The sequence below is a fragment of the Reichenbachiella sp. 5M10 genome, assembly GCF_002742335.1.
GTDB lineage: Bacteria > Bacteroidota > Bacteroidia > Cytophagales > Cyclobacteriaceae > Reichenbachiella.
In genome coordinates this window covers 267,932-286,578 of the sequence record NZ_MDGR01000007.1, presented here as the reverse complement: position 1 = coordinate 286,578, position 18,647 = coordinate 267,932, and the positions used below count along the sequence as shown (strand labels likewise).

The 18,647-nt window shown below is 46.0% G+C and carries 17 protein-coding genes; 9 read left to right on the top strand and 8 right to left on the bottom strand.

What is annotated here, in order from left to right:
* Window position 1 precedes the first annotated feature (1 nt).
* From BFP72_RS01195 to BFP72_RS01170, 7 genes are all read right to left on the bottom strand, one after another.
* Window positions 2-1,336 carry a pyridoxal phosphate-dependent aminotransferase gene (locus BFP72_RS01195; RefSeq protein WP_073122621.1) on the bottom strand — a complete coding sequence of 445 codons (1,335 nt, stop codon included), beginning with the start codon at window positions 1,334-1,336 and terminating at the stop codon, window positions 2-4.
* An 81-nt stretch (window positions 1,337-1,417) separates the two neighbouring features.
* Window positions 1,418-1,972, bottom strand: a complete 555-nt coding sequence (gene ilvN, locus BFP72_RS01190; protein WP_221406453.1) for an acetolactate synthase small subunit — start codon at window positions 1,970-1,972, stop codon at window positions 1,418-1,420.
* 14 nt (window positions 1,973-1,986) lie between these two features.
* On the bottom strand, window positions 1,987-3,720 hold the full coding sequence (gene ilvB / locus BFP72_RS01185) for a biosynthetic-type acetolactate synthase large subunit (protein WP_099597360.1): 1,734 nt from the start codon (window positions 3,718-3,720) through the stop codon (window positions 1,987-1,989).
* A 12-nt stretch (window positions 3,721-3,732) separates the two neighbouring features.
* A complete protein-coding gene (gene ilvD / locus BFP72_RS01180; RefSeq protein ID WP_099597359.1) occupies window positions 3,733-5,403 on the bottom strand; it encodes a dihydroxy-acid dehydratase in 1,671 nt (556 codons plus the stop codon).
* A gap of 31 nt (window positions 5,404-5,434) precedes the next feature.
* A complete protein-coding gene (locus tag BFP72_RS01175; protein ID WP_099597358.1) occupies window positions 5,435-6,325 on the bottom strand; it encodes a branched-chain amino acid transaminase in 891 nt (296 codons plus the stop codon).
* A gap of 503 nt (window positions 6,326-6,828) precedes the next feature.
* Window positions 6,829-6,993 carry a hypothetical protein gene (locus BFP72_RS19065; RefSeq protein ID WP_158233223.1) on the bottom strand — a complete coding sequence of 55 codons (165 nt, stop codon included), beginning with the start codon at window positions 6,991-6,993 and terminating at the stop codon, window positions 6,829-6,831.
* A 16-nt stretch (window positions 6,994-7,009) separates the two neighbouring features.
* Window positions 7,010-8,167, bottom strand: coding sequence for a 2-isopropylmalate synthase (locus BFP72_RS01170; protein ID WP_099597357.1), 1,158 nt, complete (start codon window positions 8,165-8,167; stop codon window positions 7,010-7,012).
* Between the two features lie 144 nt (window positions 8,168-8,311).
* Between BFP72_RS01170 and BFP72_RS01165 the strand changes: the two genes are divergently transcribed.
* From BFP72_RS01165 to BFP72_RS01135, 7 genes are all read left to right on the top strand, one after another.
* A complete protein-coding gene (locus BFP72_RS01165) occupies window positions 8,312-9,859 on the top strand; it encodes a hypothetical protein (RefSeq protein ID WP_099597356.1) in 1,548 nt (515 codons plus the stop codon).
* 46 nt (window positions 9,860-9,905) lie between these two features.
* The gene (locus tag BFP72_RS01160; protein WP_099597355.1) at window positions 9,906-11,084 is read left to right on the top strand and encodes an acetyl-CoA C-acyltransferase; all 1,179 of its coding nucleotides are present in this window, start codon (window positions 9,906-9,908) and stop codon (window positions 11,082-11,084) included.
* A 78-nt stretch (window positions 11,085-11,162) separates the two neighbouring features.
* Window positions 11,163-12,479: a toxin-antitoxin system YwqK family antitoxin gene (locus tag BFP72_RS01155; RefSeq protein WP_099597354.1), complete on the top strand. Its 1,317-nt coding sequence runs from the start codon at window positions 11,163-11,165 to the stop codon at window positions 12,477-12,479.
* A 67-nt stretch (window positions 12,480-12,546) separates the two neighbouring features.
* The gene (locus tag BFP72_RS01150) at window positions 12,547-13,491 is read left to right on the top strand and encodes a phosphoribosylaminoimidazolesuccinocarboxamide synthase (RefSeq protein WP_099597353.1); all 945 of its coding nucleotides are present in this window, start codon (window positions 12,547-12,549) and stop codon (window positions 13,489-13,491) included.
* A gap of 19 nt (window positions 13,492-13,510) precedes the next feature.
* The gene (locus BFP72_RS01145) at window positions 13,511-13,888 is read left to right on the top strand and encodes an STAS domain-containing protein (protein ID WP_099597352.1); all 378 of its coding nucleotides are present in this window, start codon (window positions 13,511-13,513) and stop codon (window positions 13,886-13,888) included.
* Between the two features lie 25 nt (window positions 13,889-13,913).
* Window positions 13,914-14,825 carry a ribonuclease Z gene (locus BFP72_RS01140; protein WP_099597351.1) on the top strand — a complete coding sequence of 304 codons (912 nt, stop codon included), beginning with the start codon at window positions 13,914-13,916 and terminating at the stop codon, window positions 14,823-14,825.
* Between the two features lie 2 nt (window positions 14,826-14,827).
* Complete coding sequence (locus tag BFP72_RS01135; protein WP_099597350.1) at window positions 14,828-15,625, top strand: queuosine precursor transporter; 798 nt, start codon at window positions 14,828-14,830, stop codon at window positions 15,623-15,625.
* A gap of 113 nt (window positions 15,626-15,738) precedes the next feature.
* On the opposite strand, the gene BFP72_RS01130 is transcribed toward BFP72_RS01135, so the two are convergent.
* Window positions 15,739-16,833, bottom strand: a complete 1,095-nt coding sequence (locus BFP72_RS01130) for an o-succinylbenzoate synthase (protein ID WP_099597349.1) — start codon at window positions 16,831-16,833, stop codon at window positions 15,739-15,741.
* 87 nt (window positions 16,834-16,920) lie between these two features.
* On the opposite strand from BFP72_RS01130, the gene BFP72_RS01125 reads away from it, so the two are divergent.
* Window positions 16,921-18,114 carry an S-adenosylmethionine:tRNA ribosyltransferase-isomerase gene (locus tag BFP72_RS01125; protein WP_099597348.1) on the top strand — a complete coding sequence of 398 codons (1,194 nt, stop codon included), beginning with the start codon at window positions 16,921-16,923 and terminating at the stop codon, window positions 18,112-18,114.
* A gap of 73 nt (window positions 18,115-18,187) precedes the next feature.
* Entirely contained in the window at window positions 18,188-18,640 is a 453-nt protein-coding gene (locus tag BFP72_RS01120; RefSeq protein ID WP_099597347.1) for a Spy/CpxP family protein refolding chaperone, read from the top strand.
* Window positions 18,641-18,647: the final 7 nt, after the last annotated feature.

Below are 18,647 nucleotides of genomic sequence, written 5' to 3'. Positions count from 1 at the left end.
CTTAGGACAGTGTTGCCTCTACTGATTCGTCGACATCTGAGGTACAGAACTCATAGATTGCTTCAGCGATTTTGCTAAAAGTCTGCTTCAACACCTCTTGGTTCTCTTCGAGTAGCGTGATTCTAAACCCTCTCAATTCGGACTGAAACGAAGACAAAGGCACTACACACACGCCTTTGGCAGCTAGCAAGTAATAGACGAAGCGCTTGTCTGGCTCTCCAATTTTCTCCACCCAGTCTTCCGCTAGGGCTTGGATTTGCTCGTCCTCGATCTTCAAAAACTGCTTGTCATTGATAGATCCGTCTTTGAATACAATGGTGTTGTAAAACGCCCCATTGGTCTTGTTGAAAGTGATGTAAGGAATCTCATGGAGATACTGTGAAATGATCTCACTTCGCTCCTCAATTTCTTTTCTACGCTCACGCAGATACTCCTTGAACTTCGGATGTTCTTGGATGATAGGCAATGCCTTTTGCGGCAAAGTCGTCGAACATACCTCTACCATCTTGGCATTTTCCAGCGTCGAACAGTACTGATCGAACTGCTCATCCACCTTGCGGTTGTAGAATTCCATCCAACCACACCGAGACCCTGGCCATGGAGTATCTTTGGATATCCCCTTCATGGCAATCCCAGGTACATCACCGAGTACTTCGGCGAGAGATTTGGTCTCTACACCATTGTAGATGATGTTGGTATAGATTTCGTCACTCACCAAAAACAAGTTGAACTCCCGAGCAATCTCCACGATCTCCTCTAAAATCTCCACGGGATAGACCATCCCGGTTGGGTTGTCTGGATTGATGATCAATATCCCTACGATGTTGGGGTTGTATTTGACCTTCAATCGGAGATCTGCCAAATCTGGATACCAGTTGTTCTCGGGATCAAGGTTGTAGGTCAGTGGTTCCTTGTTGGAGTGTGCCGCCTCCAATGCAGAGTGTGTCGAGTAAGCTGGCGAGGGGCCTATCACACGCGAGTAGGGATTCAAAAACTGGTAGAGCTTGCCTATCGCATCTCCCAGCCCGTTGAAAAACAAGACATCGTCTGCAGTGATTTGTGCACCGCCTTTTTCGTTGTTTTTACCCGCGACGTATTTGCGTGTTTCGAGTTCTCCTTTGGAGTGGCAGTAACCGTAGGTCGAGTTTTCATTGACCAGAGTGGTCAAGATTTCTTTGATCCAAGCGGGTACTACCGCATGCTTGAGGATAGGGTCTCCGATGTTTTCCCAATAGATTTTTTGTCCGAGTGCTTGCAAAGCCTCTGCTTTCTTGACGATATCTCTGATCTCATAGTCAAGCTGTCTCGAACCCTCATGAAGTAGTACTTGTCTCATTGTATTAGATGTTAGATTCTTAGCACCTAGATTCAAGACTTTGACGCCAAGAGCCTAGGTGCTAATATCTAGTGTCTGTTCTTAAAAATTTCGGATGTCCAACAGATTCTCTTTGGAGTTCTCTAGTTCCTTGATGTACTCCTCCGTCTTACGCTTGGACTTAGAAAGTGCCACACGCCCCGAACGCACAAACTCCAAAAGCCCTAATGGCACGAGTTTTTCGTATAGATCGTGTGTTTCGTCCTTGAGTCCTGTCTTCTCTAAGATGATATGATCCTCTTCGATCACCAAAATCCGTGCACCGTTTTCACGGACGAGCTTCTCGATACTTTGACCGTTCAAAAACACCGAGGTAGGCACCTTATATAGAGCGATCTCTTGGTAATAGATCTGATCCTCGTTGTACAAAAAGGCCCCCAATACATCCACAATCTTGCGAATTTGCTTGACGGTTTTTTCTGCTTCGTCCTGCGTACACGTTACCACGATGGTGAATCGGCTGATACCTGCCACCTCCGTAGAAGACACGTTCAAACTGTCTATATTGATCTTCCTTCTCGTAAAGATGATCGTGATTTGATTCAACAAACCTGCTTTATCTTCGGTCAGTACCGATAATGTATGTTGCTTATCCACTTTAATCTAATTTTTTAGTCCAACCTCATTTCCGAAACCGAAGCTCCAGTTGGAACCATTGGGAATACATTTCCTTCTTTCTCTACCATCACTTCGAGCAAATAAGGACCTTCGTGATCCAAGAACGTCTTGAGCGCATCGTCGAGATTTTCTCGTTTGTCGACACGGTTGCACGGGATACCATAGCCTTCGGAGATCTTCTGAAAATCCGGATTGACCATCTCAGTAAACGAGTATCGACTGTCAAAAAACAACTGCTGCCACTGACGCACCATGCCGAGGAAGTTGTTATTCAAGATCAAAATCTTCACCCCGATCTTGCTCTGGAAGATCGTACCCAGCTCCTGAATTGTCATCTGGAATCCACCGTCCCCAATCACCGCGATGACCTCCTTCTCAGGTCGTCCCATCTTGGCTCCCATCGCCGCTGGCAGAGCAAAGCCCATGGTTCCTAAACCGCCAGAGGTCACGTTCAATCTCGTATCGCTAAACTCGTAGTATCTCGTCGCAATCATCTGGTGCTGCCCTACGTCTGTGACGAGGATAGCTTTTCCTTCTGTCTTGTCAGAGATCGCTTTGATCACTTCAGACATTTTGAGTTCTTCTCCCTTCGGGAAAAAATCACCCTCGATGACCTTGTCATACTCCATCTTGTCACAAACCTTGAACTCTTCAATCCATGACTCGTGCTTGTTCTCTTTTACTTTCGGCACCAAGTTCAACAATGCCGCTTTGGCATCCGATACGATCGCGACTTCTGTCTTCACGTTCTTGTCTACTTCCGCTGGATCGATCTCGATATGTATCACCTTGGCCTGCTTGGCATAGGTATTCAAATCTCCTGTCACCCTGTCATCGAATCGCATCCCGATTGCAATCAAAAGATCACATTCGTTGGTCTTGACGTTGGGGCCGTAGTTGCCGTGCATCCCGAGGTAGCCCATGTACAATGGGTGAGCAGTAGGTACGGCTGACAGTCCCAGCAGCGTAGATGCCATCGGTATGCCCGTTTTTTCGGCGAATGCCAAAAGCTCACGCTGTGCCTGTGAGATGATGACACCATGTCCTACGAGGATCATCGGTTTCTTCGCCTCATCGATCAGTTTGGCCGCAGCATCTACTTTGGACTCATCCAAAATTGGATACGGGTGATAGCTACGGATTCTTTCACATTTCTGATAAGAAAAATCAAACTCCTCAAACTGTGCATCCTTGGTGATATCGATCAATACCGGACCTGGACGGCCCGTATTGGCGATATAAAAGGCCTTGGCCACCGCCTCAGGAATCTCCGATGCTTTGGTCACCTGTATATTCCACTTGGTGACAGGCATAGAGATGCCCACGACATCTGTCTCCTGAAAAGCATCCGTCCCCAGCAAGTGCGAAGCGACCTGCCCGGTGATACATACCATCGGCGTAGAGTCGATCTGTGCATCCGCGATCCCTGTGATCAAGTTGGTTGCACCTGGCCCAGAAGTCGCAAAGCAGACACCTGTTTTGCCATTGACACGAGCATAACCCTGTGCGGCATGCGCGGCACCCTGCTCGTGACGTACGAGTATGTGATTGAGTCTGTCCATGTACTTGTATAGCAAGTCATAGATCGGCATGATGGCTCCACCTGGATAGCCAAATATGGTATCGACATCCTCCTCGAGTAGACATCTGAGGAGTGCCTCAGAGCCAGTCATTCTTTCGGTTTTGGCCATAGCTTTCTTTTCTTGTTCTAATGTAGAAGTCTCCATTTCTCCTAATATTTATTCGTCGGTCACACACCCTTCGGATGCAGACTTTACTTGATTGATATATTTCTTGAGTATGCCTTTGGTTGCTTTGTATGGAGGCTGTACCCATTCTTTCTTTCTTTTCTCCATCTCCTCGTCACTGATCTTCAGTTCGAGTTTGTTGTTGACCGCATCGATGGCGATGATGTCTCCATCTTTCACCAACCCTAGCGGCCCACCTTCTTGCGCTTCTGGAGTGATGTGTCCCACCACGAAACCATGCGAACCACCAGAGAATCGACCGTCTGTAATCAATGCCACGTCTTTACCTAACCCTGCGCCCATCACAGCACCTGTAGGCTTGAGCATTTCTGGCATCCCTGGCCCACCTTTTGGTCCAGAGTATCGGATCACAATCACTTCTCCTTTTTGCACCTCTTCGCCGATTCCTTTGATCGCCGCAAACTCATCGTCGTAGCATCTCGCTGGCCCTTCGAAGTACTCGCCTTCTTTGCCTGTAATCTTCGCTACCGCACCAGTCGGTGCGAGGTTTCCATACAGAATCTGCAAGTGTCCCGACTTTTTGATCGGATCTCCAAAGGAGTGAATCACATCCTGCTTCGCTTTCAAAGAAGGTCCTTCTTCTATGTTTTGTGCCAAAGTCTTACCCGTCACAGTCATACAATCACCGTGTAGATATCCTTCTTTCAACAAGACTTTCATCACACCTGGGATACCTCCCACGTTGTGAAGATCCTCCATGAGGTACTTTCCACTTGGCTTCAGATCTGCCAAGAACGGCGTACTATCTGACAATCTTTGGAAGTCATCCAATCCGATCGGCACATCGACAGATTTGGCCATGGCGATCAAGTGAAGCACTGCATTGGTAGAGCCTCCTGTAATCATCACCAACCGAATCGCATTTTCGAACGCCTCTTTGGTCATGATGTCGCTCGGACGAATATCCTCGGTCAGCAAATGTCTCACCGCCTGCCCTACTCTATAGGTCTCTTGCTTCTTGTCCTCGCTTTCGGCAGGATTGGAAGAAGAAGAAGGCAAACTCATACCCATCGCCTCAATAGCAGACGCCAGTGTATTCGCGGTGTACATCCCTCCACATGCCCCTGGACCTGGGATTGCATTTTTGATAATTCCTTTGAAATCCTCGTCAGAAATATTATTTCCTAGTTTTTGGCCATACGCCTCGAAAGCCGATACAATGTTGAGGTCTTCACCTTTCCATTTCCCAGGCTTGACCGAGCCGCCGTAGACCATGAGTCCCGGTCTGTTCAATCGTCCCAAAGCCATGATAGCACCAGGCATGTTCTTGTCACACCCTACGACTGGAACTACTGCATCGTAAAACTGTGCATTGACCACTGTCTCGATGGAATCTGCGATAATGTCACGAGACACCAATGAATATTTCATCCCTACTGTACCATTGGATATCCCGTCGGAGACTCCTATAGTATGGAAAATCAAACCGACTAGATCAGCTTCTTTGACCCCTTTTTTGACTTGGTGAGCCAAAATATTGAGGTGCATGTTACATGGGTTTCCTTCAAAACCGGTACTGACTATACCCACTTGTGCTTTGCTCATGTCGGCTTCTGTCAATCCAGTCGCGTACAATTGTGCCTGTGAACCAGGTTGCGAAGGATCTTGCGTGATCGTCTTACTGTGTTTGTTAAGTTCCATTTATATTCTAATAATTTCTAATCTTCTACTCTTATCCTACTGCCGATTCACTCAACTCTTCGTTGGTGACTCTGGATCTATACATTTGAAACAGCTCATAGGCCACTGTCTCTTTCCAATCTTTTTTGAATTCGATATCATCTATTGAGGAGATACTGGCAATTTCTGTCGCCGTACCTGTAAAAAACGCTACCTCTCCTCCTCTCATATCCTCTGGCACGAACAGCTTCTCCACGACAGGATAGCCAAGCTCCATGGCATACTCAATGATCGTTGCTCTCGTGATACCCGGCAGGATGTTTCCCAATGGTGGCGTATAGATCACACCGTCTTTGACGAAGAAAAAATTCTGTCCAGATCCCTCAGATACATAGCCGTCCGAATCCAACAACAACGCTTCGTCGTATCCCTCTCGCTTGGCTTCATTGGTAGCCAGGATGGAGTTGGTATAGTTGCCTGTCACCTTCGCTTCGATCGGAATTGACTTTGGGTTTGGACGCTGGTAGGATGAAATCATCACTTTGAGTGACTCGTCTCCAAGGTATGGAGGCCACTCCCAAGCCGCCATCATGATATGTGTCTCACCACAGGTGATGAGCTTCATGTTCGCTCCCAGATAAATCAACGGTCGGATATAGGCATTCTCTAAGTTATTCTTTTCTATCAGCTCATAAGAGATCTTGACGAGTTCGTCCACCGAGTAGGGAAACTTAATTGCCATTCGCTCTGCCGAAAACTTCAATCGTTCAAAGTGCTCCTTCGCCTTGAAGATGTTTGGTCCTGCAGCACTCCCGTATGACCGTATTCCTTCGAACACTCCATTGCCATGATGCATGGTCTGGCTATACAAATTGACTTTCGCCTCAGAAGCCTTGAGCCACTGGCCGTCTAGGTAAAGAATCGAATTTTCGTTGTAATACATCGTCTAATCTCTTTTAAAGTTAAAATCCCATTGACATAAAAAAAGCCCTTCACTATGCAGAGAAAGGCTTTCGGATATTTTTAGATATACGCACCCTCTCAGCAACCATACACGACGGCCACTATGACTATAGCTACTATGTCAATAATCGTTATCACTTTTATCTGTTGTTTGGGCAATAAAAAAGCGTCATTCTTTGGGGGAATGACGCTTCAAATATTTTTTTAGAATTATTGATATATCATTCCCGACCTGTGATCACGGTGACCACTGCTACAATCGTTAATGCTATGACAATAATTGCTATCATTTCTTCTTCTAATTAATGCCAAAAGAGCTCATTTTAATTTTCACTTCCAAACAAAAAGTCTGGTTTTTGAAAAAATTATTGACTCCACACGCTGCAGCGTACTACTTCACAATACTTGATTCAGGAAGAATGGCAATCTCTTACATATCCACCCATGAAACCACCTGCTGAGGTTTCACTCCATATCTCTTACTTAAAGACTATCTCCTCCAAAGGCATACAAGTAGCCTTTGCGCGTACCCAGACACTGGCTAGACGCCAAAAACATCCGACTGTTCAGCTCCTCGTTGCTTACTTTGCTACTTCTTTTGTTCGTCCCCAATACTGACTCTGTCTTTTTCGCTTTGTTTCGATTCATGATGCTTTGCTTGAAATTAGGCATTGATTGCCAACGTACTCATGAGTTCTTTCAACTGCTGTTCCTCTACCACATTGTGTTTGTCGGCCACTTCCAAAAACTGTTTGTACGCCACATCTAGCTCTTCTTTGGCCAGTTTGAATCCGATTTTTTCCAATCGGTAGCTCAATGCGGCTCTACCGCTACGAGCAGTCAGGATGATGGACGATTCGTTCACTCCTACTTCTGCTGGATCGATGATCTCGTAGTTGTCTCTGTTCTTAATCACCCCATCTTGGTGTATCCCCGAAGAGTGTGCAAAGGCATTGGATCCGACGATCGCCTTGTTAGGCTGCACAGGCATTCTCATTTTCTCAGAGACCAATCTACTCATGGCGTTGAGACGTCTTGCATCTATACGTGTATCACTCTTCAACCAGCTGTGCTTGCGCATGATCATCACTACCTCTTCGAGTGATGTATTTCCTGCTCTCTCACCGATTCCATTGATGGTACATTCGATTTGTCTCGCTCCATTTTGCACACCTGCGATAGAGTTGGCAGTCGCCAAACCTAGATCGTTGTGACAGTGTGTCGACAAAATCGCTTTCTCGATTCCTTTGACGTTTTCTTTGAGGTATTTGATTTTAGCCCCATACTCTTCTGGCAGACAATACCCAGTCGTATCTGGGATATTGATCACTGTAGCTCCTTCTGCGATGACCGCTTCTACGACTTGCGCCAAAAAGGCATTCTCGGTACGTCCCGCATCCTCTGCATAGAACTCCACATCCTCCACATACTTTTTTGCCCATTTGACCGCCTGCTTACTTCTCACTAGAATATCCTCTCTAGTGGTTTTGATTTTAGTAAACACGTGCTGATCCGATGTCCCAATCCCTGTATGTATTCTCGGGTATTTGGCATGCTTCAATGCTTCGGCAGCTACCTCTATATCTTTTTGTACCGCACGGGTCAATCCACATACTGTAGCATTCTTGACCAATTTGGCTATCTCAGACACAGATTCAAAGTCCCCTGGGCTGGAAACGGGAAAACCTGCTTCGATAATATCAACCCCCAAAAGCTCTAGTTCTTCAGCGATCAACAACTTATCTTTGGTATTCAACCTGCATCCAGGCACTTGCTCTCCATCTCTAAGGGTCGTATCGAATATGTGTATGCGATTTTCCATATCTGTATCTATTTCTTACTTCCCAAAAGTAATTAGCGAATTATCGCTAAAAAATACCATTGTTTTATTTAATTACGATCTCTAACCTAGAGATAAAAGAACAATAAACACCTTTAAACGTATTTACAGTAAATTTTAAATACAATGTCTAAAGAAAGATCCGACTCCCTTTTTCTTTTGATCAAGTCGCTCAAAAAGAGTGAAAAGCGATATTTCAATCTCTCAAATTCGGGAACAGAAGATGCCAAATACGCTCGACTATTTGCGATCATTGATAAACAACAGCAGTTTGATGACAAAGAGGTACTCCTAAAGGAACCCAGTATCAAACCGCAGCAATTGTCCAACCTCAAAGCCCATCTCTACACCAAAGTACTCGAGTCTTTGCGAGACTACAATTCAAGCACACTCCCCAACATTCGAATTCGAGACATGGTCGATCACGCAGAGATTCTGTTCAACAAAAGTCTCTATAGTCAATGTGCAGAAGTCATCAAAAAGGCAAAAAAAATGGCTGTCAAAAGCGACAACCTAGAAATGCAACTCGAAATCCTAAAATGGGAAAAGCAGATGGTCACTCGAGTCACTGTACGAGACAGCCTCGAACGCACAAACAAGGTCATTCGTGAGATAGAAGAAACCACAACCCGTATCAATCACATCAACTCGTTTTCGAACCTGCAATACAAGCTCCAAGCGATGTACAAAAAGATTGGTTTCATTCGCAACGAAAGCGACTATAAAGAAATCAACACTGTATTCAACACCAATCTACCGCTTTTTGAAGAAGCTACTTTTTCGGTGAGTGAAAAAATCGGTCTCTACAATCTATATATCGGGTACTATTTTTTTATCCAAGATTTCGAGAAAGGCTACCAATATGCCAAGCGACTAGTCCATTTATTTTCGGGACAAAAAGCGCTGATACAATCTAGGCTAGAAACCTATATCTCGAGTCTCAATTACCTCTTGATCGCTCAAAATAAACTACTCAAATACCGTGAATTTCAAAACACGACACGCGAACTACGAGCACTCTACACACTCCCTTCGGCCTACCTCAACGAAAACATCAAGCTAAAGCTCCAAAAGTACACTTTCGTCCATGAGTTCAACCGCTTGTTTATGAAAGGTGACTTTCGACGTGGCGTCAACCTCATGGACCGCATCATGCCTGGAATCGACCAATTTGCACTGCAACTCGACCCACACTCACGAGTGATTATGTATTTCAAAACTGCTTGTCTATACTTCGGCAATGATGACCACAAAACAGCCATCAACTGGCTCAATAAAATCATCAATTCGCACGAAGTAGATTTGCGCGAGGACATTCACGGGTTTGCAAGGATCGTCAACCTAATCAGTCACTATGAACTAGGCAACATGGAATTGATTGAGTACTACGTCCGATCCACCTACCGCTTTCTCCTCAAAAAAGAAGACCTACACCAGTTTCAAAAATACATCCTCAACTTCCTAGCACGCTTGAAGACCAACATTACGGAACAAGAACTGAAAAAACGCTTCGAAACCCTGCGTGACAACCTCCTCGTACTCTCTACAGACCCTTACGAAAAACGGGCCTTCTTGTATTTTGACATCATCTCATGGCTCGAGTCCAAAATCGAGAACCGTCCTGTACAAAACATCATTCAAGAAAAAGCTGCCGTTCGCTTGACGAACGCCTAAGTCATTGGTTACATTTGATAACTAACAACCCAAAAAACACAAGATTATGGAAGAAGTATACATTGTATCTGCCGTCCGCACTCCAATTGGGAGTTTTGGCGGTAGTTTATCCTCTCTCTCAGCGACCCAACTCGGCGCTATTGCTATCCAAGGCGCGCTCAACAAAGCAGGAATACAAGCCGATAAGGTAGACGAAGTATTCATGGGCAATGTCGTCTCAGCAGGTATTGGGCAAGCTCCAGCACGCCAAGCAGCCATCGGAGCAGGCATAGGCTACAACGTCCCCTGCACGACCGTCAACAAAGTCTGTGCCTCTGGCATGAAATCCGTGATGCTCGCTGCTCAATCTATCATGCTCGGGCAAAACGACGTGGTAGTCGCTGGCGGGATGGAAAGCATGTCCAACATCCCCTACTATGTACCCAAAGCGCGATACGGTCTCGGTTATGGACACGGACAGATGCTTGACGGATTGCTACATGACGGGCTCTGGGAGCCTTATCACAAGTTTCCGATGGGTAGTTGCGCAGACAACACCGCCAAAGAAATGAACATCAGCCGCGAAGCACAGGACGAGTATGCCATCGCCTCCTATCAAAAATCTGCAGCATCGACTGAGTCTGGTGCATTCCAAAACGAAATCGTATCTGTAGAAGTCCCGCAGCGAAAAGGAGAGCCAATCATCGTGTCAGAAGATGAAGAATTTCGCAAAGTCAAATTTGACAAAATACCTTCGTTGCGTCCGGTATTCAACCCAGACGGCACTGTCACTGCAGCGAATGCTTCGACTATCAACGATGGGGCATCCGCACTTGTCGTGATGAGCAAGCGGAAAATGGAAGAACTCGGGCTACAACCCATTGCCAAAATCCTAGGGTTCGCGGATGCCGCACAAGAACCAATATGGTTCACCACGGCTCCATCCTTGGCCATCCCAAAAGCGATCAAACAGGCTGGATTGACCCCTACCGATGTAGACTACTACGAAATCAACGAAGCATTCTCAGTGGTGGCACTAGCCAACATCCAAACACTGAAACTCAACTCTGACACAGTCAACGTACTAGGAGGTGCAGTAGCACTCGGCCATCCGCTGGGGGCATCAGGAGCACGCATCCTCACGACCCTCACCTCCGTACTGGATCAGAAAAATGGGAAAATTGGCGTAGCGGGCATTTGCAACGGTGGAGGTGGGGCTTCAGCCATCGTGATTGAGAAATGCTAATTTATCATCTTAGACACTTCTTCTGGCTTTACATTTGCTGTTCATCGCAGATGTAAAGTCTTTTTTATTTTATCATTTATGAGAATTCTATTCTTCGTACTCTTCCTTACCTCTACCTCGCTCTTTGGGCAAACCCAAGTCATTACGCATTATGATCACGAATACGAGGGAAGCTATCCGATCAAAGAAAAGTACACCACCATAGAAAAAGACACCATGAAAATCCTGCATGGACACTACACCATGTACAGCTACAATGGTCAAGTCATTCTCACAGGGTACTACCACAGGGGACGCCGCGAAGGGGAATTCATCAACTACTACGAAAGCGGACAGCTCCAACGAGAAACAAAATACGCCGACGGCCTCAGAGAAGGTGAGACGACTGTTTTTGATGAAAGCGGTCACCTGATCCAATCCGGCACTTTCAAACACGACACACTCGTCGGCACTCTCACTACCTATTATACCGATGGGAAGATCCGAAATGAGACGACTTTCGTCAAAGGAAAACCCGAAGGCCTCGTCAAAGAATATTGGCCCAACGGTAAAATCAAAGAAGAAATCAACTATGTCAATGGCAAACAACACGGCATCAACAACACCTATTACGAAAACGGCGTACTCAAATCCCAGATCAACTACCGCTATGGCCTCATCGATGGAGAGTCACTGAGCTATTATCCTAATGGCTCCCAAAATACCATCGCGTACCAGCGCAATGGATCCAATGAAGGCAGCTATAAAAAATACTACGAAAACGGACAGCTAGAAACCTCCGGCATCTACACTCATGGTCAACTCAATGGGCACATCACCTCATACTACCCCGACGGAACGATCAAACAAGAACTCAACCTAGCCAATGGCAAACGATCGGGCATCAACCTCACCTACCACCCCAACGGAGAAATCAAACTAAAGGGAGACTACTCCAACTACGAAAAAGACAGCAAAATAGAAGAATACAACGACAAGGGAACACTGATCGCAACCCGAAAATACAAATCGGATTTCAAAACTGGGACATGGAAATATTACAACCAAAAAGGCAAACCACACATCATAGAGCACTATGACCAAGGTCACTTAGAGGGCAAAAGAACAGTCTACGACGACAAAGGTCATGAGTTGAGTCAAGAATCTTACGTCAAAGGAAAGAAACACGGCGAAACAACCGCCTACTACCCCAACGGAAAAACGCTAGAAGAAAAGAACTACAAATTTGACAGATTGGACGGGAGCTACATGCGGTACTTCAAGTCAGGAGATATCGAAATCGAAGGCTCCTACACCCGCAATGAGAAAAACGGCGAGTGGACCTACTATGACAAGAAAGGAAATATTCTAAGGCAAGAAAAATACAAATTTGGACGATTGATCCCTCAACCCTAACTGGAATTCATAATCCTGTCCCATTTTTATATCTACTAATTAGCCATGATGCCTTAGATTTGCTGCTATGAATACAGGTTTAAAATCTACTGATTATCACTTTGCTGGACAGACCAAGAAGTACACTGGCAAAGTACGTGACGTCTACGAATTCGAACATGCACTAGCGATGGTAGCCAGTGACAGGATATCGGCATTCGATGTGGTACTCCCAGAGCCTATCCCCTACAAGGGGCAAGTCCTCAACCAAATCGCTGCGCGCTTCCTCAAAGCAACAGCTGATATCGTCCCCAACTGGGTAGAATCCGTGCCCGATCCTAATGTCACCATCGGCAAGAAATGCGAACCCTTCAAAGTAGAAATGGTCATTCGTGGCTATCTCGCAGGACATGCAGCCCGCGAATACAAAGCAGGGAAACGCATACTTTGTGGAGTGGCTTTGCCCGAAGGGCTCAAAGAAAACGACAAGCTACCTACACCTATCATCACTCCGACGACCAAAGCCGCCGAGGGACACGACGAAGATATCTCTAGAGAAGAAATCCTCAAGCAAGGCATTGTCAAAGAATCGCTCTACATACAACTCGAACAATATACCCAAGCGCTCTTTCAGCGAGGTACCGAAATGGCGGCAGAACGTGGGTTGATCTTGGTCGACACCAAATACGAGTTTGGATTGTATCAGGACGAGATCATTCTCATCGATGAGATCCACACCCCTGATTCATCGAGATACTTTTACGCGGACACTTACGCTGATTTACAAGCCAAAGGTGAACCCCAAAGACAACTTTCCAAGGAGTTTGTACGTCAATGGTTAATCTCTGAGGGTTTCCAAGGCAAAGACGGACAGCAAATCCCTAAAATGTCGTCGGATAAAATCAAATCCATTTCGGATCGCTACATTGAGCTATACGAAAAGATCACCGGCGACACCTTTGACCGTGTCGACACATCAGATATTTACAACAGAATCAAAGGAAACATCGAAAATTCGATTAATTTACAATAGAAGAGGAGAAATCAAGCATATGAAATTTACACTAGACAGACAGGAAAAATACAACACGATCAAGTTCAACGAAGAGAAACTAGACTCTACGATCTCTGCCGAGTTGAAAACTGAGTTCTTGGCATTTCAAGGACAAGGGGTTGCCAATATGATCGTAGACCTCTCGGATGTCAAATACATCGATTCGTCTGGACTCAGCGCACTCTTGGTGGGCAATCGTGTATTCACAGAGGCCGGTGGTTCGTTTGTCTTATCAGGCGTATCAGATCACGCCATGAAGCTGATCAAAATCTCTCAGCTCGACAAGGTCCTAGACATCCTACCTACGGTAGAAGAATCGATCGATTTGGTTTTCATGAACGAAATCGAGAAAGGGCTCAAAGAAGGAGAAGAATAATTCTTACCTCTAGCGCTCTTCACATTTGCCATTTAGCGTCAAAATACTCGGATCCAATGCATCGGTACCTGCTCACAACAGGAACCAAACGTCACAGCTACTGACCATGATGCAGGTCCCCTTCCTCATAGATTGTGGGGAAGGTACTCAGCTGCAACTCAAAAAAAACAAAATCAAAGCACAGAAGATTGATCACATATTCATCAGTCATCTGCACGGCGACCACTACTACGGACTAATTGGTTTGGTCTCTTCGCTTCACCTCTACGGTCGCAAAAAAGACCTCAACATCTACGGACCTCCAGGACTCAAAGAGATACTGGCAGTCAACCTCAAACACTCCCAAACCAACCTCAACTACAAAATCAATCTCACCGAATGGGTACACGGCGAACACCAATTGCTCTTCGAAAATCAGAACATCACCGTACACTGTTTCCCACTCAACCACCGAATCCCCTGCTCGGGATTTCTCTTTCGAGAAAAACCCAAAAAACGACGCATCGACAAGCGTCGTTTGATCTTTGACCTGCCCCCGTCCAAAATCATTCAGCTCAAAAATGGAGAAGATATAGAGGACAAAGATGGAATCAAGTATGCCAACGATGAACTGACCCTACCTCCAGCACCCTCGTGCTCTTATGCATTCTGCTCCGACACCAAATATGACGAAAACATCATCCCCTACATCCAGGGAGTCGACATCCTCTACCACGAGGCAACATTCATGGAAGACATGAAAGAGCGTGCAGCCATCACTCACCATGCCACCACGACAGAAGCAGCTACCATTGCCAAAAAAGCCCAAGTCAAACAACTCCTAATTGGGCACTTCTCTACCCGATACAAAGAACTCCTCCCCATGCTAGCAGAAGCCAAAACAATCTTTGACGCTACCGAACTAGCACTCGAAGGACACGATTTTTCTGCCGAATAACCATGAAAGACCCGCTCTACCACGAAAAAAAGAACACTCTCTTTCTCGTTCTCGCGGGAATATTCATCATGAATGCCCTACTGGCCGAAATCCTGGGCGTCAAAATATTCTCCTTAGAAAAACTCCTCGATGTCCCTCCTGCACAAATCAACTTTTTCGGACAGATGACACTAGACTTTAATTTGACAGCTGGTGCAGTGCTCTGGCCTGTAGTATTCATCACCACCGACATCATCAACGAGTTTTTTGGGCAGCGTGGCGTACGCAAGATCAGTTTCTTGACGGTAGGGCTCATTGCTTTGGCCTTTGTCCTCATCTACACCATCACCTTACTCCCTCCCGCAGATTTCTGGATCGATTACAACAGCAAAGACCCCAACGGCAATTCCTTCAACATCAACTTCGCTTACCGCCTGATCTTCCAACAGGGGCTCGGCATCATGGTCGGTTCGTTGATCGCATTTCTACTCGGTCAACTCCTTGACGTATTCATCTTCCAAAAACTCCGGCGTATCACAGGCTCTGGCAAGATCTGGCTAAGGGCCACAGGCAGTACCCTCGTCTCACAATTCATAGACAGCTTCCTCGTACTCTTTATCGCCTTTTATGTCTGGGGCAAATGGCCCCTACAGCAAGTCCTAGCGATTGGCATCATCAACTACATCTATAAATTTGGCGTAGCAATTCTACTCACACCGATGATCTATCTTGGACACAGCATCATCGACCGATACTTGGGCAAAAAAAATGCTGAACTCTTGGCCGATGAAGCCGCCGAGTCCAGCAAAAACTTATTGTAATTGACAATTTTGAAAAGAGTATGAGCGATAACTTCGCTCTAGACTATGCTGTAAAACTGTCCTCTGCACTCTCCAATATCAATATATTTCGACCAACAAGACCAAATAATAGATCACTCACCAAATCGAAGCGGCGAAAGGTCCCAAGAGAGATTGGGGTGATACGAGATACACTGCCCATCGATGGTCAAAGGGGAGTGAAAGTTATTTTCGTAGAGTTGCCCCGTCCCTAACCCTTGATAGGACAAATCCGAAAACTCAGCCGTATACTGACAGATAGCATTGAGCCCGACATTGCTTTCCAGTGCAGACGTAATCCACCAGTCAACCCCAAGTTCTTCCGCAATCTTGATCCATTCAGTCGTGGCAGCAAATCCCCCCAACAACGAGGGCTTGAGTATGATAAACGGAGGCTCAATACCTGCCAATAATTCTCGCTTCGCCTTTGGGCCAAAAACACCAATCAGCTCCTCATCCAACGCCACCGGAACTGGAGATCGCTTGCAGACCAACTGCATGGCATGATATTGACGAGGCATGATTGGCTGCTCGATAGAATGCAAGCCAAACTGCGCCAGTTCATCCAGTTTCTTGAGGACATCTTTTGTCTGAAAAGCACCGTTCGCATCTACCCTCAGCGTCAGCTCACTCTCCCCAAATCGCTTGCGTATAGATCCCAAGATCTTCTTTTCCGTCTCAAAATCAATCGCTCCTATCTTCATCTTGAGACACCGGAACCCTCGCTGTATTTTCTTCTCTATCTGGGTCAGCATAAATTCCTCATCCCCCATCCAAATCAGTCCATTGATTGGAATCTGCCGTCCATGGTTATAAAAATCATTGTCAAAAACCTTGAACTGCTCTCCGTTGAGCAAATCCAACAAAGCGGTCTCCAAACCAAAACGAATCGCAGGTTTGGCCTCTTCCACCATAGAGGCTACTAACTGGTACACTCCACTCTCTGACTGTGGCATGATTTGACCCGAGATGGCCTCACTCAATTCACCCAACTCTACATCAAAATCAAGTTTAAAATCGAGACTCAACCGTTCTATAACACTCACTTCACCGTACCCCACACTCACGGATGATTCGGTATCCGTCACTTTCAGAATCCAAACCTCTTTGGTACGAAGGACTCCTCGGGAGGTTCCCGCCGCAAATTTGAACTGAAGTATGTGTTTTTGATATTCTAGTTTCAAAGACATAGTCCACGAAGTACAGAAGAAATTTAGACTTTCGCATCAGATTATGAACAGAAAACAAGAATTTTGGCACTGAACTACACTTGACATATGTCCAAACCAAGTACGGAACTAGAAGAGTATTTATTCGAGCTACCTGACGAAAAGATAGCCAAGCACCCACTAGAAAATCGCGATGCATCCAAAATGCTGGTCTACAAACAGGGAGAAATCACGCATGACCACTTCAAAAACCTCCTAGATCACATCCCTACTGACTCGACTCTTTTTCTCAACAACACCAAAGTCATCGCTGCGCGGCTTTTTTTTCAAAAAAGCACTGGAGCGAAAATTGAGGTATTCCTGACCGAACCCATCTCTCCTTACCAAGAGTTTGAAAAAGCATTGCAAGTCAAAAAGCAGTGCAGCTGGAAATGTATCATCGGCAACTTGAGAAAATGGAAAGATGGCACCACCATCACCCTGCAGTTGGGCTCTATACAATTGCGCGCCAAACTGATCGACCGATCACATGGTATCGTGGAGTTCAGTTGGGACACTGAGGACGCCTTCCTACAAATCATCGAAGCAGCTGGCCATGTCCCTCTCCCTCCCTACCTCAACCGCAAAGAAACCGAAGATGACAAAACCCGATACCAGACCGTTTTCTCTGTAAATGAAGGTGCAGTAGCCGCTCCCACTGCCGGGCTTCACTTCACCAAAGAAATCTTGAACCGTCTCGAAGCAAACGGAACAAAAATAGATCAAGTCACCTTGCATGTGAGTGCGGGAACTTTCCGCCCCATCAAAACGACTGATTTCAAGGACCATGACATGCACAACGAGCGCATCATCATTTACCGTCACAACCTCCACAACATCCTACTATCCAAAGGCCCCGTCCTAGCAGTAGGCACCACCGCCATGCGCACCCTCGAAAGCACCTACTGGTACGGCGCCATACTGACTAAGAATCCTCAAGCTCCATTCAAAGTAGACAAAGACACCGCTTACCAAGCCCAATATGCCAACATCTCCGTTCGCGAATCAATAGAAGCTCTCCTCCAAAAAATGGACGAAATGCAGGTCGATGTACTCCATGGTGAGACCGAAATCTTTATCTACCCAGGCTATGATTTCAAAATCATACATGGGCTCTTCACCAATTTCCACATGCCCGCCTCTACGCTCGTGCTGCTCGTGGCAGCTTTTGTAGGCAAAGATTGGCAAGAGATCTACCGTCAAGCATTGGCACAGGACTACCGCTTTCTCAGCTACGGCGACACTTCTTTCCTGCTTCGTTGATTTTTTTTACACTTGCAGCGCAAGTATTGATTTCATTGGTCATCTAAAGAGTAAATAACAAAACACATTCAAGATGAAAAAGTCAATATTAACAGCCGTGCTATCGATCGGACTACTAGGTGGTCTGATGGCACAATCTCCAGCGCACCGATCAGAAGGCAGAAATGGCCACCGTGATCAGAAGAAGGGTGACCGCATTGAAATGATGACCGAAAGACTGGCCCTCAACGAATCACAAGTCGAGCAGATCAAAACCATACACATGCAGTCAGCCAAAGAGGCCAAGAACCTCCGCAATCAACTCAATGAGCTCGATGCACGTCTGACAACACTGACTACTGCGGACACCGCTGACCGAAAGCAAATCGAAAAAACAGCACACCAAATCGGAGATCTCCGCGAGAAGCTATTCGTCAGTCGTACGATGACACAAGTCAACATCCGAAGTATATTGACCGAAGAGCAGCAGATGAAATTTGACAGGATGCAAGCGCACCAAGACTCCAAAGAGTCAAGACATAGATAAGTTGTTT